The organism is Paenalicyclobacillus macrosporangiidus, assembly GCF_900116805.1.
In the GTDB taxonomy this organism is placed as follows: Bacteria; Bacillota; Bacilli; order Alicyclobacillales; family Alicyclobacillaceae; genus Alicyclobacillus_H; species Alicyclobacillus_H macrosporangiidus.
Genome location: NZ_FPBV01000019.1, coordinates 1 through 17,015, shown reverse-complemented (window position 1 = coordinate 17,015; position 17,015 = coordinate 1). Strand labels below are relative to the sequence as shown.

The 17,015-nt window shown below is 67.4% G+C and carries 16 protein-coding genes, 1 tRNA gene and 1 pseudogene; 2 read left to right on the top strand and 16 right to left on the bottom strand.

Annotation, left to right across the window (positions count from 1 at the left end; genetic code table 11):
- Positions 1 to 314: 314 nt before the first annotated feature.
- From aroA to BM357_RS14260, 15 genes are all read right to left on the bottom strand, one after another.
- Complete coding sequence (gene aroA, locus BM357_RS14330; protein ID WP_245784011.1) at positions 315 to 1,655, bottom strand: 3-phosphoshikimate 1-carboxyvinyltransferase; 1,341 nt, start codon at positions 1,653 to 1,655, stop codon at positions 315 to 317.
- Entirely contained in the window at positions 1,633 to 2,538 is a 906-nt protein-coding gene (locus BM357_RS14325; RefSeq protein WP_074954903.1) for a prephenate dehydrogenase, read from the bottom strand. Before BM357_RS14325 ends, aroA begins: the two co-directional genes overlap by 23 nt.
- Positions 2,535 to 3,572 carry a 3-deoxy-7-phosphoheptulonate synthase gene (gene aroF / locus BM357_RS14320; protein WP_074954900.1) on the bottom strand — a complete coding sequence of 346 codons (1,038 nt, stop codon included), beginning with the start codon at positions 3,570 to 3,572 and terminating at the stop codon, positions 2,535 to 2,537. Before aroF ends, BM357_RS14325 begins: the two co-directional genes overlap by 4 nt.
- A gap of 15 nt (positions 3,573 to 3,587) precedes the next feature.
- The gene (gene trpA / locus BM357_RS14315) at positions 3,588 to 4,421 is read right to left on the bottom strand and encodes a tryptophan synthase subunit alpha (RefSeq protein ID WP_074954896.1); all 834 of its coding nucleotides are present in this window, start codon (positions 4,419 to 4,421) and stop codon (positions 3,588 to 3,590) included.
- On the bottom strand, positions 4,408 to 5,631 hold the full coding sequence (gene trpB, locus BM357_RS14310; protein WP_074955025.1) for a tryptophan synthase subunit beta: 1,224 nt from the start codon (positions 5,629 to 5,631) through the stop codon (positions 4,408 to 4,410). Before trpB ends, trpA begins: the two co-directional genes overlap by 14 nt.
- A gap of 29 nt (positions 5,632 to 5,660) precedes the next feature.
- Entirely contained in the window at positions 5,661 to 6,431 is a 771-nt protein-coding gene (locus BM357_RS14305; protein WP_074954893.1) for a phosphoribosylanthranilate isomerase, read from the bottom strand.
- On the bottom strand, positions 6,428 to 7,237 hold the full coding sequence (gene trpC / locus BM357_RS14300; protein WP_074954890.1) for an indole-3-glycerol phosphate synthase TrpC: 810 nt from the start codon (positions 7,235 to 7,237) through the stop codon (positions 6,428 to 6,430). Before trpC ends, BM357_RS14305 begins: the two co-directional genes overlap by 4 nt.
- On the bottom strand, positions 7,234 to 8,274 hold the full coding sequence (gene trpD / locus BM357_RS14295) for an anthranilate phosphoribosyltransferase (RefSeq protein ID WP_074954887.1): 1,041 nt from the start codon (positions 8,272 to 8,274) through the stop codon (positions 7,234 to 7,236). The genes trpC and trpD overlap by 4 nt, the downstream gene beginning before the upstream one ends.
- A gap of 313 nt (positions 8,275 to 8,587) precedes the next feature.
- Positions 8,588 to 8,995, bottom strand: coding sequence for a chorismate mutase (gene aroH / locus BM357_RS14290; protein WP_074954884.1), 408 nt, complete (start codon positions 8,993 to 8,995; stop codon positions 8,588 to 8,590).
- Positions 8,992 to 10,092, bottom strand: coding sequence for a 3-dehydroquinate synthase (gene aroB, locus BM357_RS14285; protein WP_074954881.1), 1,101 nt, complete (start codon positions 10,090 to 10,092; stop codon positions 8,992 to 8,994). Before aroB ends, aroH begins: the two co-directional genes overlap by 4 nt.
- Positions 10,089 to 11,246, bottom strand: coding sequence for a chorismate synthase (gene aroC / locus BM357_RS14280; RefSeq protein WP_074955022.1), 1,158 nt, complete (start codon positions 11,244 to 11,246; stop codon positions 10,089 to 10,091). Before aroC ends, aroB begins: the two co-directional genes overlap by 4 nt.
- A gap of 124 nt (positions 11,247 to 11,370) precedes the next feature.
- Positions 11,371 to 12,354 (bottom strand): zinc-binding metallopeptidase family protein, encoded by a 984-nt coding sequence (locus BM357_RS14275; RefSeq protein ID WP_074954878.1) that lies wholly within the window; start codon positions 12,352 to 12,354, stop codon positions 11,371 to 11,373.
- On the bottom strand, positions 12,351 to 13,376 hold the full coding sequence (locus BM357_RS14270) for a M42 family metallopeptidase (RefSeq protein WP_074954875.1): 1,026 nt from the start codon (positions 13,374 to 13,376) through the stop codon (positions 12,351 to 12,353). The genes BM357_RS14275 and BM357_RS14270 overlap by 4 nt, the downstream gene beginning before the upstream one ends.
- Complete coding sequence (locus BM357_RS14265) at positions 13,367 to 14,422, bottom strand: M42 family metallopeptidase (RefSeq protein ID WP_245784010.1); 1,056 nt, start codon at positions 14,420 to 14,422, stop codon at positions 13,367 to 13,369. Before BM357_RS14265 ends, BM357_RS14270 begins: the two co-directional genes overlap by 10 nt.
- Before the next feature lie 30 nt (positions 14,423 to 14,452).
- Positions 14,453 to 15,478, bottom strand: a complete 1,026-nt coding sequence (locus BM357_RS14260; RefSeq protein ID WP_074954872.1) for an RluA family pseudouridine synthase — start codon at positions 15,476 to 15,478, stop codon at positions 14,453 to 14,455.
- 106 nt (positions 15,479 to 15,584) lie between these two features.
- Between BM357_RS14260 and BM357_RS14255 the strand changes: the two genes are divergently transcribed.
- Positions 15,585 to 15,660, top strand: a tRNA-Gly gene (locus BM357_RS14255).
- 213 nt (positions 15,661 to 15,873) lie between these two features.
- Here BM357_RS14255 and BM357_RS14250 read toward each other — a convergent pair.
- Positions 15,874 to 16,152, bottom strand: a pseudogene (locus BM357_RS14250) (transposase); the annotation flags it as partial.
- A 117-nt stretch (positions 16,153 to 16,269) separates the two neighbouring features.
- On the opposite strand from BM357_RS14250, the gene BM357_RS14245 reads away from it, so the two are divergent.
- A partial coding sequence (locus tag BM357_RS14245; protein WP_245784019.1) for a transposase occupies positions 16,270 to 17,015 on the top strand: 746 nt, incomplete at its 3' end.

The following is a 17,015-nucleotide window of genomic DNA, read 5'->3' as shown; positions in this document are numbered from 1 at the left end:
CCCCGCGGGAGGCGCTCGATGCTTCCCATTTCCAGTATGAGTTGGACAACGATAGGGTATACGGGGCGAATGGCGTTTTGCGTTTTGCGGGAGCCCACGTCCCTTGCCGCAGGCGGTTGGGGAACAAAAAAAGCGGGAATCTGCCTGTGACAGATTCCCCAAGCGTTGCTAGGAGTGGAGAGAAATCAGACACAACACCCTTCGATTCACAGCATAACGCAGTATGGAAGCGCTGTCAAGACGCAATTTTCTGATTCATGCCGCCGTGCTCCGCCGGCAGGGCGAGTCGGCAGAGCGGTGTACCGGACGGCTTGTCACTCGGACCACGCCTGTAAAGACGCGCCGAGCTGTTCCAACGTCGCCGCAAAGGAAGGATATGAGATGTTCACGCAATCCCAGCCGTGCACGGTGACTCCGCGGCGAGCCGCCAGGCCGGCGACGGCGAAGCTCATGGCGATCCGGTGGTCACCGTGGCTGTCCACCGCACCGCCGTCGACCGTTCCCCGTCCATACACCGTGAATCCATCCTCCGCCTCGTCGACCTGAACCCCGATGGACCGCAGCCCTTCGGCCACCGCGGCGATGCGGTCCGTCTCCTTGACTCGCAGTTCCGCGGCCCCGCGCACGCGCGTGGTACCTTCGGCGAACGCCGCCAACACGGCTAGGACCGGAAGTTCGTCGATGAGCGAAGGCACCTCCGCCGGCTCGATCTCGATGCCGGTGAGCGGTCCGTGCGTCACCGTGATGTCGCCGACCACTTCTCCGGACACCTTCCGCAGATTGCCCAGTTCCACCTGGGCGCCCATGCGGCCGAGGGCCCGGAGAAACCCGGTGCGCGTGGCATTGAGGCCGACGCCCGTCACCGTGACGGCGGAACCGGGAACCAGGGCCGCCGCCGCGATGAGGAAGGCGGCCGACGAAGGATCGCCCGGCACCGCCACCGCCGCACCGCGAAGCACCTGCCCCGGTTCCACCTCGATGCGGTTGCCCGCCGGCAGTGAGGCGCGTTTGACGTGTACGCCAAAGGCGGTGAGAAGGTTTTCGGTGTGATCCCGGGTGGCCTCCGGTTCTGTCACCGCGGTGACGCCGTCGTGCGCCAACAGGCCCGCCACCAGGATGGCGGATTTGACCTGTGCGCTGGCCACGGGCAGCGTGTAGTCGATCCCGCGCAACGCGCGGCCCTGCACCGCCAACGGCGCAAACCGGCCGGAGCGGGCGGAAATGGCCGCCCCCATGTCGGTGAGCGGATCGATCACGCGGCGCATCGGCCGCCGGCGCAGCGAACCGTCTCCCGTCAGCACCGCGAAGGGCGCGCGCGCTGCGATGGCGCCGAGGAACACCCGCATCGTCGTGCCCGAATTGCCGCAGTCCAGCACATCCTCGGGTTCGCGCAGATTCCCTGCCGTTCCGTGGATGATGAGCCTGCCGTCGTCTGTCTCGGCCACTTCAGCCCCGAGCATCCGCGCAATCTGCAGCGACGAGCGGCAATCGGCGGCGTCGAGCCAACCGGACACCTCCGTCCGGCCTTCGGCCAAAAGGCCGAACAGAATGGCGCGGTGGGTGATGGACTTGTCGCCCGGCACGGCCACCGTCCCCCGCAGCGGCGATCCCGGGAAACAGCGCATCCCCTGCTCAAGGGGTCGTTTCTCCGTCATGATTCACCTTCTCCTCCCATGCGAGACGGGCCATTCGGGCTTCCGTCAACCGCTGATGCAGCGCGTCTCCGTCGGCTTCGTCCAGTGCCCGGGCGAACGCGTTCAACTCTTCCGCGAGGGCCCGCAGATAGAGCGTGACGTGGTCCCGGTTCGCCGTCAGGGTGGGCACCCAGAAGTCCGGAGCGGAGCGCGACAGGCGAGTCACATCGCGAAATCCGGGCCCCGCCAGGAGGGCCCAATCCCCGGCCCGTCCACCGGCCGTGCGCCGGTACGCCAGCATGGCCGAGAGGGACGCCAGGTGCACGCCGTGGCTGACGGACGCCATGGCGGCATCGTGATCGTCCGCGGACGGCAGGTGAACCATTCTCGCCCCGGTCCTCTCCAGCCACGGTGCGACGGCCTCGCAGGCCGGCCAGCCATCCAGCACAATCCAGGTGCGTCCTTCGAACAGGTCCGCGCGGGCGTGGGCAGGCCCCGAGTCGGCCGTTCCGGCCATCGGGTGGGTGGGCGCGAAGACCGCCTTCAATCCGGCAGCCTCCGCGGCCTCGACCACCGGGCGCTTGACGCTGCAGATGTCCATGACCACATCGGCCAACCTCGCCGTGGCAGGCAGAAGAGCGCACGCGGCGTCCACCGGAACGGCCAGAATCCCCAATTCGTACCGCCCGCCGCGTTCGGCTTCATCCGGTTCCGGCAGCGCCGGGAAGACCTCCGCGAACGCGCCGGTGGCCAGCGCCTGCGCCCGGTGCACCTCCGAGCGTTCGACGCCGTGCACCACCAGGCCGGGGCGGGCGCGGTGCAGGGCGAGAGCCAACGAGGTCCCCATCAGGCCGCAGCCGACCACCAGCACGGAGGCCGGGCGCGCCCCGTCCCGTCCGTTCACCGGCCGGGGACGTACACGGGGGCTTCCACGCCGTGCACCGCCTCCGCGACGCGCGTGACCTCCCTCATCATCTGGTCGAAGTCCTCGAGCGTCAGCGACTGCTCTCCGTCCGACAACGCCTCCTGCGGGCGCGGATGCACCTCGACAATCAGTCCGTGGGCGCCCGCCGCGATGCCGGCTCGCGCCATCGCCAGGACATAGCGGGAATGGCCCACCCCGTGGCTCGGATCGACAATCACGGGAAGATGCGAGTAGTACTGCACCACCGGGACGGCGTTGAGATCCAGCGTGTTGCGCGTGTACTTCTCAAACGTCCGGATGCCGCGCTCGCACAGGATGACATTGCGGTTGCCCTCGGACAGGATGTACTCTGCCGACATCAACCACTCTTCGATGGTGGCCGACAGGCCGCGCTTCAGCAGGACCGGTTTGTCGGTCTTCCCGACGGCGCGCAGGAGCGGGAAGTTCTGCATGTTCCGCGCGCCAATCTGAAGCACGTCGACGTACTCCAGCATCATCGGGAGCGCCTCGATATCCATGACCTCGCTGACCACCGGCAAGCCCGTGACTTCGCGCGCCTCCGCCAGCAGCTTCAATCCCTCTTCCCCGAGGCCTTGGAACGAGTACGGGGACGAACGCGGCTTGAACGCGCCGCCGCGCAGCATGTGCGCACCAGAACGCTTCACGGCGTGCGCGATTTCGAGGATCTGCTCGCGCGATTCCACCGAACACGGACCCGCGATGATGACCGGATTGGCCCCGCCGACCACGTGCGGCCCCACCTGCACCAGGGTGTCCTGCGGGTGGAACGCGCGGCTGGCCAGCTTGAACGGGTTGCTCACTCGCACCACCTTTTCGACGCCCGCCATCGACTCAATCGGCATGCCCAAGACGCGCTCCTTGGGCCCGATGATCCCGATGATGGTCTTTTCCGCGCCCTGCGACAGATGGGTCTCCAACCCTTTGCCCTGCAGCAGCGAGACGACGGCCTGGACCTCTTCTTCGCGCGCCCCTTCTTTCATCACCACAATCATGCTCTCCCTCTCCTCTCAACGCAAGGTTGGTGTCGCCGCCGCACCGGTTCTGTGCAGGGCTTCTATCAACGCACCGGCGAAGCCGGATACGGATGCCAACAACGCTTCGTCACCGCGGCCCGCAGCCACGGCTTCACCAATGCGCCGCACGATGGCGCTGCCGACGATAACCCCGTCGGCGAACCCGGCGATCTCATGGGCTTGATCCGGCCGGCTGACCCCGAACCCGACCGCGACGGGCACCTCGGTGTACCGGCGGGCCGTCTGGACCAACTCCTGCAGACGGGCCGACATGCGAGCGCGCTCGCCCGTCACGCCGAGGGAGGACACGCAGTACACAAACCCGCGGGCCTGCCGGCAGATCCCTGCGATCCGGTCCTCCCCGGAAGTGGGTGCGACTAAGGGAATCAGCGCGATGCCGTGGCTATCCGCCACCGCTCTCACCGGGTCGCTCTCCTCAAACGGCAGATCCGGGATGACCACGCCGTCCGCGCCCGCCGTCCGGGCGTCCGAGAAGAACCGCTCCAGGCCGTACTGCAACACCGGGTTGATATAGGTGAACAGCACCAGACCGGCGTCGGTCTCGGGCCGCAGCGCGGAGGCCGCCTCAAACACCTGCGGCAAACGAAACCCGGCCTGGAGGCTGCGCAGCGCGGACGCCTGAATCACCGGGCCATCTGCGAGCGGGTCAGAATATGGCGCGCCAATCTCGAGGATGTCGGCACCAGCCCGCAGCACTGCGCGAAAGAACGCCAACGAGCGGTCGAACGACGGGTCTCCGGTGTTCAGAAACGGGATGAACGCCGCTCGGTCCACCCGCTTCCGAAATGCCCGCTCAAGCCGTTCCATCCGCCATCCCTCCCGTAAGCCGAGCGATCTGCTCCACGTCTTTGTCGCCGCGGCCCGACAGGCAGATGACCAAGACCTGGTCCCGGCCCATGCGCGGCGCCTCCTTGATGGCCTGCGCGACGGCGTGCGCGCTCTCCAGCGCAGGGATGATGCCCTCCAGTTTGGAGAGGAGATAGAAGGCGTCGAGCGCCTCCTGGTCGGTGACGGGCACGTAGCGGGCGCGGCCGGACTGATGCAGCCAGGCGTGTTCCGGCCCGATGCCCGGGTAATCCAGCCCGGCCGAGATGGAGTGCGCCGGTGTGACCTGCCCGTACTCGTCCTGCAGCAGGTACGTGAGTGCCCCGTGCAGGACGCCGGGCCGGCCGCGGGCAATACTCGCCGCGTGCCGCTCGGTCTCCAGGCCGTCTCCGGCCGCCTCCACCCCAATCAGTTCGACGCCGTCGTCCTCGATGAACGGATAGAACATCCCCATCGCGTTGCTCCCGCCGCCGACGCATGCCACCACCGCGTCCGGCAGCCGGTCTTCCCGTTCCAGCATCTGGCGCTTGGTCTCATCCCCAATCACGCGCTGAAAATCCCGCACGATCCGAGGGTAGGGATGAGGCCCGACGACAGACCCGATGATGTAATACGTGTCCTCCACGTGCTCCACCCAATGGCGGATGGCCTCGTTCGTCGCGTCCTTGAGCGTGCGCGTCCCCGTCGTCGCCGGCACCACCTCGGCGCCGAGCATCCGCATGCGGAACACGTTGAGGGCCTGCCGTCGCATGTCCTCTTCGCCCATGAACACGGTGCAGGCGAGGCCGAAGCGGGCGGCGACCGTCGCGGTGGCCACGCCGTGCTGCCCGGCGCCCGTCTCGGCGATCACGCGCCTCTTCCCGGTCTTCAGGGCGAGCAGGGCTTGCCCGATGGTGTTGTTGATCTTGTGCGCGCCGGTGTGATTCAGGTCCTCCCGCTTGAGGTAGATGCGCGCTCCGCCCAGGTGTTCGGTCAGCCGTTCCGCGAAGTACAGGGGGGTCGGGCGCCCGGAGTAATGCGTCAGGTAGTATTGCAGCTCTTCCTGAAAACCGGGATCGGCCGACAAGCGCAGATAGTCCGCCTCCAATTGGTGAAGGGCCGACATCAACGTCTCCGGGACATAGCGTCCCCCAAACGGCCCGAAGCGGCCATAGGCGTCGGGATACCGCGCACCGGCGGGCGTTTTCGCCACAGAGGGAGCGGCATCGACATGGGTGTGACTCACGGTATCGCCTCCTCGGACGTCACGGTACGGGGTTCGTGCTGGCGCACGAACTGCTCCGCTTCTTGCGCGGAGCGAGCCGCTCCGCACGACGCCCGTACCGCCAGCTCATTGCACAGCGCCTGGATGCGCCGGGGGTCCTTCCTGCCTCCGGTCTCCACGCCGGAGGACACATCGATGCCATCCGGTTCGAACACCGAGAGCAGGTCTCCGACATTGCCCGAATGGATGCCGCCAGCCACCCACAGCGGAGGCAACACGGTGCGCGTCCGCACCATCCCGATGGCTGTGGGCAGCACCCGCCAGTCAAACGGCCTTCCGTGTCCGCCGGATACGCTCGCCGGGGCGGACTTCGGCGGCGCCGCGTCGAGCAGCAGGGCGTCCACGTGAGGGGCGAACGTCTCGATCCGGGCGGCCAGGGCCTGTGCATCCTCGCCCGACGGCGCCACTGAGAGGGACTTCCAGACTTGCACGCCCGCCTCGCGGAGGGCGTCGCACACCTCGGGTCCTTCATCTCCGTGCAACTGCGCCACCCGGATGCCGCTGCGCGCCAGCGCCGCCCGAACCGCTTCGGCGCCGGCACCGGCGAACACCCCGACCGCCTCGGCGCGCCCCTCCAGTTGCGCCACCATGTTCCGCACCGACTCCGGCGCCACGTACCGCCGGCTGGCCGGGACGAACACGAACCCCACGTGGCTCACCCACGGGGAATCGGCGAACGACAGGTCGTCCCCCGGCCGCAGGCCGCAGATCTTGATCCGCACCGTCACGACGAGGACACCCCGGCCGGCAGCGGGACCCGGAAGGACGCGAGCCGGGCCGCGATGGCTTCTGGCTGGCCCGCGCGCATCAGGGACTCGCCGACGAGGATTCCGCGCGCCCCGCACGCCGCCATCAGCGCGGCATCTTCGGCGGAGTGGATGCCGCTCTCGCCGATGGCCAGCACGCCCTTCGGGACCTCCGCCAACACCCGCCGGGTCGTCTCCAGGGAGACCTCGAACGTGTGCAGGTCGCGGTTGTTCACGCCGAGGACGGACGGATTCGCCGCCAGGGCCGCCGGGAGTTCATCCGGATGATGCACTTCGACCAGGGTGTCGAGGCCGAGGCGCTTCGCGTACGCAGCCAGTTGTTGCAGCCGGTCGGGCGGGAGCGCGGCGCAGATGAGCAGCACCGCGTCCGCCCCGGCTGCGCGCGCCTCGTCAATCTGCACCTCGTCGATGATGAAATCCTTGCGCAGCACCGGCACCGCGACCGCCTGACGCACCGCCTCCAGATGTGCGATGGACCCGCGGAAGTATGTCTCATCGGTCAGCACCGAGATGGCGCTGGCGCCAGCCCGTTCGTAGGTGGTGGCGATCGCCACCGGATCGAAGTGGGCCGCAATCAGGCCCTTGGACGGGCTGGCCTGTTTCACCTCCGCGATCACCGCGAGTCGGGAGGCCTGCCGGATTGCGGCCGCGAATCCGCGACAGGGCGGCATCCGTCGCGCCTGCCGGGCCAATTCCGCGGCCTTCGGCCGAAGGCGTGCGACCTCCTCCCGCTTGGTCTCGAGAATCCGCTGCAAGAACCCGCTCACTGGGCCACCTCCTCGCGGTGGTACCGGCGGGACGCCTGGACCAAGCGCTCCAGGGCCGCCGCCGCGTCCCCTCCGTCGATGGCCTCCTGCGCCCGGCGCACTCCGTCCTGAATGGACTCCGCCCGGCCGGCGACGTACAGCACCGCGCCCGCGTTGAGGGCGACCACGTCCCGCTGCGGCCCCGGCACCCCCTGCAGGACGCGCCGGATGATGCCCGCGTTGTGGGCCGCATCTCCGCCCGCGAGCGCCGACAGCGGCGCCCTGGCCAAACCGAATTCCTCCGGCACCACCGTGTATGTGCGCACCTGGCCGTCCTGCACCTCGGCCACCAACGTCTCCCCCTGCAGGGAGATCTCGTCGATCCCGCCGTCTCCATGCACCACCAGCGCGTGCACGGTGCCCAACCGGGCCAGGGCCTGAGCCACCTTCTCCACCAGGTCCGCCCGGAACACCCCGAGCACCTGGCGACGGGCGCCGGCCGGGTTGGTCAACGGCCCGAGGATGTTGAAGATGGTGCGGAAACCGAGCTGCTTGCGAGGCTCGGCGGCGTATTTCATGGCCGGGTGGTAAGACTGCGCGAACAGGAAGCACAGGTGAGTCTCCTCCAGGCAGGCCAGCGCTTCGTCCGCCGACAGTTGGATGGCCACACCGAGCTCCTGCAGCACGTCCGCGCTGCCGCTGCGGCTGGAGACCGCGCGATTGCCGTGTTTGGCCACCGGCACGCCGCAGGCCGCGGCCACAATCGCCGCAGCGGTCGAGATGTTGAACGTGTGCCCCCCGTCGCCGCCTGTGCCGCAGGTGTCGACCACGTCCAACGCCGTGTCCAGGCGCACGCTGTGGGCCCGCATCGCCCGCGCAAACCCGACGATCTCGGAGACCGCTTCCCCGCGCACCGCCAGTGCGGCCAACAGACCGGCCGTCTGCACGGGGGTGATGTTGCCCTCCATCAGCTCGTGCATGAATTGCTCCGCGACACGCTCGTCCAACACCCGACCCTCCGCGACCTGATGCAGGACGTCTCTCACGAACATGCTCATCTGCCTCTGCTCCTCTCCACTGAACTCGCGGGCGTCGCCGTGGCGGCGGATGCTTCGTACCGGCCTTTCTGGGTAATAAAAAATCCACACGGTAGGAGAGCTTCCTATCCTGCGGATGGTCAAAGCCGATGACGATACACCGACCCTGGGAACCAGGGCCACCGCTCATCTCCACTCCGCTCCGCTCAACTCGGCTCAACCGGACTCAGCTCTCAACTCAACCAAACTCTGCGCTTGTCACTGGGATATATGACGAATCATACGGGAAGCCCGGTCATTCGTCAATATGCAGGTGCCCAGACGGGCGGGCGGGTCACGCCCCGCCGCCCCGTCCGTTTTTCGTCTGCGCGTGCTCCACCATGTCCGGGCGGAGCGCCACCGCATCCCCCAGGTACATGTGCACCATCTGCTCCTGGCTGCGGTCCGTATTGACGTGCAGCAGAAGCCGGATGCACCGCGGCATGGATCCCGGCACGGCCAGTTCGGTGGCGCACATCAAGGGAACCCACTGCCACCCGTCGATGCTGCGCACCGCCTTGGCCGGAAAGTCGGCGTTCAAATCCGGGGTCATCGTTAGCATCACGCTGGCCACGTCTTCCGGATGCAGGTCATTGGCTTCGATGACCGCGAGCATCAGCTCGCGCGTCGCCCGAAAGATCTCCTCCGCCGTGTTGGCCGCCGCCGTCGTTGCGCCGCGCACCCCGCGCACCACACGTGTCATCTCCGTCTCTCCTCCATCTCCCGCCACACCCGCGTCACGTCTTCGGGGCGGACGCCGCGCGCGACGGCCACTTCGCCGACCGCCCGCGGCAACGCGAACGTCAGCCCGCCCTGGGTGTGTTTTTTGTCCAGCTGCAGCGCCGCCCACACCGGTTCAAACGGCATGTCGGGCGGAGGTGTGACCGGCAGGCCGTGGCGCCGTACGACCTCGACGATGCGGTCGCGCTCGGCCGCCGCCAACCACCCGAGCCTGACCGCGAGATCCGCCTCGAGGCACATCCCGATGGCCACCGCTTCGCCGTGATTGAGCCGGTATCCCGAGGCGTGCTCGACCGCGTGACCGATGGTGTGCCCCAGGTTGAGCGTCATGCGCAGTTCCGATTCGCGCTCGTCCTGTTCGACGACGTGGATCTTCACCTGGCACGCCGATGCGGTCAACCGTTCGGCCGCCGCCGGTCCCGGGTACTCGGCGTACGGGGACGCCTCCAGCGCCGCGAACAGGTCCGGCTCCCCGATGATGCCGTGTTTGATCACTTCCGCCATCCCCCCTCGCCACTCCCGCGGCGGAAGGGACGCGAGCGTTTCCACGTCGTAGAGCACCAACAGCGGGTGGTGGAAGGCCCCGACCAGGTTCTTCGCCTCGGCCAGGTTCACCCCCACCTTGCCGCCGATGCTGCTGTCGTGCGCCAACAGCGTCGTCGGCACCTGGACGAAGCGGATGCCGCGCTGATACGTGGCCGCCGCGAAGCCCGCGAGATCGCCGACGACCCCGCCGCCCACGGCGACGACCAGGCCGTTGCGCCGGACCCCCGCCGAGAGCATCTCACGGTACAACCGCTCGGCCATGGCGAGGGATTTGCTCCCGTCTCCCGGCGGGACGCTCGTGACGGCGGCGGGGATCCCCGCCGCCGTGAGGTGCCGCGCCACCTCGTCCGCGTACCCCAGCGGCCGGATGTGGTCGTCCGTCACCACCAGCGCGCGCGCGCCCTCCTCCACTCCCGCCTCGCGCACCAGCGCCCCTGCGCGTGCAAGGAGTCCGGCGCCGATGTAGACCGGGTATTGCGAAGTCGGCGTGGTCACCTGCAAGCGCGTGGTCATCGCCGGGCCACCCGCGCCTGGTAGGCGCGCACGTGATCCTCCATCTGTTCGACGGAATCCCCGCCGAACTTCTCCACGAAGGCCTCCGCCACCACCCAGGCGGCCACGTTCTCTCCGACCACCGACGCCGCCGGCACCGCGCAGTAGTCGGAGCGCTCCACCGCGGCCGGCTCCGGCTGTTTGGTCTTCATGTCCACGCTCATCAAGGGCGTGTAGAGGGTGGAGATGGGCTTCATGGCGACGCGGACGACAATCGGTTCGCCGTTGGTCACGCCGCCCTCCAGGCCGCCCGCGCCGTTGGTCGGCCGCAGGTAGCGGGACCCGTCGTGGGCGATGGCGTCGTGCACCTGGGACCCGAAACGGCGAGCCGCCTCGAACCCGAGGCCAATCTCGACGCCCTTGATGGCCTGGATGCTCATCAGCGCCCCGGCCAGCCGCCCATCGAGGCGCCGGTCGGGATGGGCGTAACTGCCCAGGCCGACGGGGCAGCCGCGGACGACGATCTCGAACACCCCGCCGACCGTGTCGCCCTTGGCCTTCGCCTCGTCAATCCTCGCTACCATCCTGTCGCTGGCCTCCGCGTCCGCGCAGCGCACCGGGGACGCGTCGGCTGCCTGGATGAGGGCGTCCCATTCCGACGGAATGCACGTTGCCCGCACGCCGCCGATCTCCACCACGTGCGCCGTCAGCTCAATCCCGAAGCGGGCGAGCAACTGCCGCGCCAGGGCGCCCGCGGCGACCACCGTCGCCGTGTTGCGGGCACTGGCGCGTTCGAGGACGTCGCGGATGTCCTCGTGATCATACTTGATGGCACCGGCCAAATCGGCGTGGCCGGGGCGGGGGCGGGTGACCTGTTTGAGGTTTTCCGGGGGTGCGTCCCACACCGCCATCTTCTCTGTCCAGTGGGTGAAGTCACGGTTGGTGATGTGCATGGTGATGGGCGTGCCGAGGGTCTTGCCGAAGCGGATGCCGCTGGTGACCTCCACCCGGTCCGATTCAATCTGCTGACGCCGGCCGCGGCCGTACCCCTGCTGGCGCCGGCGAAGCTGTTCGTCAATCTGCTCGCGCGACACCGGCAGATTGCTCGGGAATCCTTCCACAATCACCGTCAATCCGGGGCCGTGGGACTCCCCGGCGGTCAGGTACCGTATCATGGCCATCCGCCTCTCTTATCTCTCCACTTTATTGCGAAGGATGTGTGTCACGTCTCAGATTGGGCAGTATTATAGCACGAGTGGTGCGGGACGGAAGCCCGTTCGGCGAGGACAGGCGGAGCGCTCACCACGAGCGCGCCGCCTCCACCACTAGACGGACCGCCCCCGCCACGTCGCGCAGGTCAATCACCTGGGCCAGCCCGCCCAACCGCCGCGCCGGGTACGACACGCCGCCGACTTTCACGCCGCCCTGCGAGAGCTGCACCGCGCCTGCGTCCGACAGACCGCGCGGCCACACCTCGTACTGGATGGCCAGCCCGAGGCGCCGCGCGCTCTCCACCAGGTGGTCCTTGACATCCAGCGGCACCACCGCCGTCCCGTCCATGATCTTGACGCAGGGCCCCTTCCCGAGCGAGAGCGCCATCCGCGGCGCCTCCGGCATGTCCCCCGCAGGCGCCGCGTCGATGACGATGGCCAGATCCGGATTGAGCTGGAACGCCGCCGTTCCCGCCCCGCGCGCACCCACCGCTTGCTGTGCGCTGAACACCACCGACACCCGCCGGCCCAAAGCCGCCAACTGCAGGAACGCCTCGGCCGCGACGGCGCAGCCCGCCCGGTTATCGAGGGCTCTCCCGGCCAACCGGTGGGTACCGATCTCCGACAGCGGTTCCCACACGACCCCCGCCGTCCCCAACGGCACGCGCGACCGCGCCTCCTCCTCCGACTCCGCACCGATGTCGGCGTACAGGTGCTCGAAGCCGATGTCCTCCCGCTTGACCTTGCCCTCGACGCCGATGATGCCCGTCACGCCGTTGGTGAAGCGCACCTGCCGACCGACCAGCTCGTGCGCCGGCACGTCGCCGATGGAGATCAGGCGCAGGAACCCACGCTCGTCCACGTGGATGGCCATCACGCCCGGTTCGTCCGCGTGCGCGACGAGCACCACGTGCGGCCCCTCGCCCCGTTTGGTGGCGATCCCGTTGCCGAGCACATCCACGCGCACTTCGTCCGCCGCCTCGCGCACCGCGCCGAGCAGCGCCTCCTGCAAACCGCCCTCGCTGCCCGAGGGCGCCACATACCCCGCCCACTCGAGAATCCGTTCCTTCATCCGCGGAAGCCTCCTTCCTGCAGCTCGGTCAGCACCGCCTGCACCAGGCGGACGGTGTTGCGATAGTCCTCCAGCGACATCACCTGCGCCGGGGCGTGGATGTAGCGCACCGGGATAGAGATGGACCCGCCGGTGACACCGGCGCGCGAGCGGTGAATGGCGCCAAAGTCGTTCGATCCGCCCTTGACCCGCCGGAACTGGTACGGGATACCGTGTTTCTCGGCGACGTGGATCATGAATTCCAAAAACCGCCGGTCGGCGAGCGTCCGCCCGTCCTGCAGGGTGAACGCCGGCCCCCGCCCGAGCACCGTCCCTTGCCCGTGCCCCGGCGCGTCCACCACGTCGAAGCAGACCGTGCCCTCGATGGCAATTGCGATGTCCGGCTGGAGCCGGTACGCTGCCGCAATCGCCCCGCGCAGGCCGATCTCCTCCTGCACCGTGAACACCCCGTACAGCGGCAGCTCGTAGTCCCTCCGCAAGACCTCGGTCAGCACCGCGCATCCGGCGCGATCGTCAAACGACTTGGCCTTCGCGCAGCCTTCGCCGATCTCCTCGTAGCGCGTCGCGAATACGGCCACATCGCCCAGCCTGACCGCCGCCAGGGCGTCGTCCTTGTCGCGCGCCCCGATGTCGATGTACAGGCTCTCCAACGGCAGCGGTTTCCGCCGCTCCTCTGGCTTCTGCAGGTGAATCGGCTTGGCGCCGATGACGCCGAATCGCTTCTCCGGCCCGATGCGCACCGGTTTGGAGACGAGCACGCGCGGATCGACGCCGCCCAGGGGCCGGAACCGCAGCAGGCCATTGTCCTCCGCGTGCACAATCATCAGCCCGACCTCGTCCATGTGCGCGTCCAGCATCACCCGCGGACCCGGCCGGTCTATGCCTTTCTCACAGATGAGCGTCCCCAGCACGTCCGTGTACACCCGGTCGACGTGCCCTTCCACCTCGGCACGCAGCACGCCGCGGATCTCGTCCTCGAAGCCGGAGGGCCCCATCGCTTCCGTAAGCCGTTTTAATAGCATGTCAGTCGCGCCACCTCCTCCGCCGTCACACCGGCGATGTAGTGGGCGAGCAGCCGCCCGCACTCGGCGATGTCGTCGTAGGCGGCTGTCTCCACGGAGCAGTGCATGTAGCGGATGGCCACCCCGACGAGGCCGCTGGCAATGCCCGCCCGGGCAATCTGGAAGGCGCGCGCGTCGGTGCCGGTGGGCCCCTGCGTCAGCTCCAGTTGGTACGGCACCCGGTGGCGCTCCGCCGCGTCGCGCAGGCCCCGGAACACCTTCGGGTGGATGTTCGGCCCGAACGCGATGGCCGGCCCCTTGCCCATCTTGAAGCTCTCGTCCGGCGCCTGGCCAGGCATGTCGGCGAAGGTCACGTCGACGGCGATGGCGATGTCCGGCTCGAGCGCGTACCCGGCCGTCGTCGCCCCGCGCACGCCGACCTCCTCCTGCACACTGGCCACCGCCAGAACGTCCGCCGTGTGCCTGAGCCCCCGCAGGACCTCCAGGCACTCCAGGATGACCGCGATGCTGGCCCGATCATCGAGGGCCTTGCCGGCGATGCGGCCGTTCAGCAGGTCCATCGCCTCCCGGCGGAGGGTCACCCGGTCACCGACGGTGACAAGCGCCCGCACCCGCTCCTCCGGCATCGCCAGGTCGATGAACAGATCTTCCAGCGGCGCAGCCTGTTTGCGCTCCTCCGGCGTGGTCAGGTGCGGAGGTTTCGATCCCACGACGCCGAGCAGCGGCTGCCGTCCGTGGACGACCACCTCCTGGCCGACGAGGGTGCGCGGATCGAAGCCGCCCGCCTGCCAAACCCGCAAGAATCCGCCATCCGCAATCTCGGTGACGACGAGCGCAATCTCGTCCATGTGGGCGCTGAGCAGAATCCTCGGCCGCGGCGCCGGCCCGTCTCCCGGGACGCGTGCAATCACGTTGCCCATCGCATCCGTCCGGATGTCGTCCGTGTACCGGGCGAATGCGTCCTTGACGCGGGCCGCTACCGCCTCCTCAAATCCCGGCCCGCCGTGCAGCTCCATCAACTCGCGAAGGGTCTCCCGATGCGTCACTGCTCCGCCTCCTTCCTCCCGTCCGTTCCGTCACGCCAGGTCAAACCGCCAACCGGGGGGCACGGCCGACGGGTCCGCCATCAACCGGTCCCAGACCCGCGGGTCCCCGCCCGCCTCCCGCCACAAGGTTCGCATGTCCTCCGGCGGCGGCGCCGTCACGCGCTTCACCTCGCCCGTCACCGGGTGCTTCCACATCAATTGCAGGGCGTGCAGCGCCTGGCGCGGAAAGGCGAGCAAGCGGGCCGCAGCGGGATCGCGTTCGGCCCGCCGCCACACCGGTCCCCCGTACGCCCGGTCGCCCACCAGCGGCATGTCTACGGCCGCGAAGTGCACCCGGATCTGGTGCGTGCGCCCGGTCTCGAGCACAATCTGCACCACAGAGATCTGATCTGTGGACGCCAGAGCCTGGTAGTGGGTGACCGCGCGCTGGCCCCCAGCCGCCACCACCCGCCGCGTCGGCGTGTCCGGGTCGGGGGCAATCGGCAGATCGATGGTCTGCCACTCGCCCATCCGCAACGGGACAAACGCCTCTTTATGGTACACCACCGCGCAGTAGGTGCGATGCATCCAACCGGATCGCAGGGCGCGGTCGAACAGGTGATGGGCATGCGAATGCTTCGCGTACAGGATCACGCCGGACGTGTCCCGGTCCAGCCGGTGCACGGCGTGCGGCACCTGCCCCGCCGGCGCCAGGTACGCGGTCAGCCCGCCGAGCAGCGTGCCCGTGCGCTCTTTGGACGAAGGATGCGACAACATGCCGGGCGGCTTGTTGACCACCACCACCTCGTCGTCCTCGTAGCGGATGTCCAGGTCCATCGGCTCGGCGTCGATGTGCGTCTCTTCATCCGGTAACGTAATATGTATTTGGTCGCCTTTGTGCACCACCGACTTCAGGCGGGCGGGTTGCCCGTTCACGAGCACGCCGTCGCGCAGCTTCAGATTGCGCACCAGGCGCCGCGAGAATTTCAGCTCGCTCTGCAGCACGCTGCGCAGGGTGTGCCCGTCGTGCGCCTCGTCGACGACCAGCTCGTACGTCTGGGATGCTCTGTCCGCCACCTCACCACTCCCCGTTCGATGAGATGTGGCCGGGCCCTCGCAGGGACTTGCGCGACCCGGCCAGCCTGCGTATAATACTACTACAGAAAGACGGTCCACTGAACGTGCGGATGTAGTTCAATTGGCAGAGCGTCAGCTTCCCAAGCTGAATGTTGCGGGTTCGAGTCCCGTCATCCGCTCCAGAATGAAGGGGTATACGTCACGACGTCCCCGTACATCGCCTTCACGACTACGATAAGGGCGATGCACGGAGGGATACGGGTCGGACGTATATCCCGTTTTGGTGTATTCGGACACGTTGCAGGGCGTCGAATCGAGGTTCAGCCTTCCCCTCTGATGTGGTCAATTCGGCCGGGGTAGTGTCTCGTCAAGTGGTGTAATTTTGCCCAGTATCTCTACCGTGTGTGACACCAGTCATTTCTGTAGTGCGTACGTTGGTGACAACAAGATCGAGTTGCCGTGAGCTTGGCCATCGACTCCAGGCTGAAAAACCGTCGTGCTACGATCCATTCCTCGTGTCGCTCCTGAAGGATCGCCCCTCCCAAACGAATCACGGCGTCTCTGTTCGGGAAAAAACCTACAACATCCATTCGCCGGCCCAATTCCCGGTTGAGCCGTTCCAAGGGGTTCGTCGAACAGATCTGTCGCCAATGCTCTCGCGGAAAGGCCATGTAGGTGCTGAACAGTTGAAAAGCCCAGTAGCAACAAGGATTATTAGCCTTTCGTGACGAAATCTCATGCACGGATTTTCGCTGAAATCCGTCAAAATCCTTGCACCTGAGGGACTGCCAGTGTGTCGACCGACCCAACGACAGATGCTGCTTCCAGATGAGTTCTTCCTACCGTTTGGCTGGAAGTTGAACAAGGAAAACCGCTGGGTAAAACTCGCTCAGATGATTCCATGGTGGAAAGTCGAAGAGCACTACGGCGAGCGCTTCAAGTCCTGGACGAAGGGACAACAAGCGTACTCCGTCCGTGTAGCACTTGGTGCACTCATCATCCAGGAACGTCTGGGTCTGAGCGACCGCGAAACGGTCCGCCAGATCACGGAGAACCCGTATCTGCAATACTTCATCGGGCTGCCGCGTTTCCAGGAAGAACCACCGTTTCATCCGTCGTTGATGACGCATTTTCGGAAGCGACTGGGTCCAGACGTGTTGAGTCAGGTCAATGAATGGATCGTGATGGAGCAGGCCGAACGCGATGATGATGCGGATGACCACGATGATGAAGGTCCTGGGCATCCGGGTGTGAATGCCACTTCCAAGCCCAGGACAAAGGCGCAGACAACCGCGAACCAAGGTAAGCTCCTGCTGGATGTCACATGCGCGCCGGCGGACATCTCCTACCCGACCGACCTGTCCTTTCTGAACGAGGCTCGTGAGAAATTGGAGAAGATGATTGACGTTCTGCATGCGGTGCGTGAGCGTGGTAAGCGCAAACCGCGCACCTATCGGGAGAAGGCGCGCAGAGCGTACCTGGCAGTGGCAAAGCAGCGTCGCGTGAGCCCGCGCGTATTGCGCAAGGCAATTGGAAA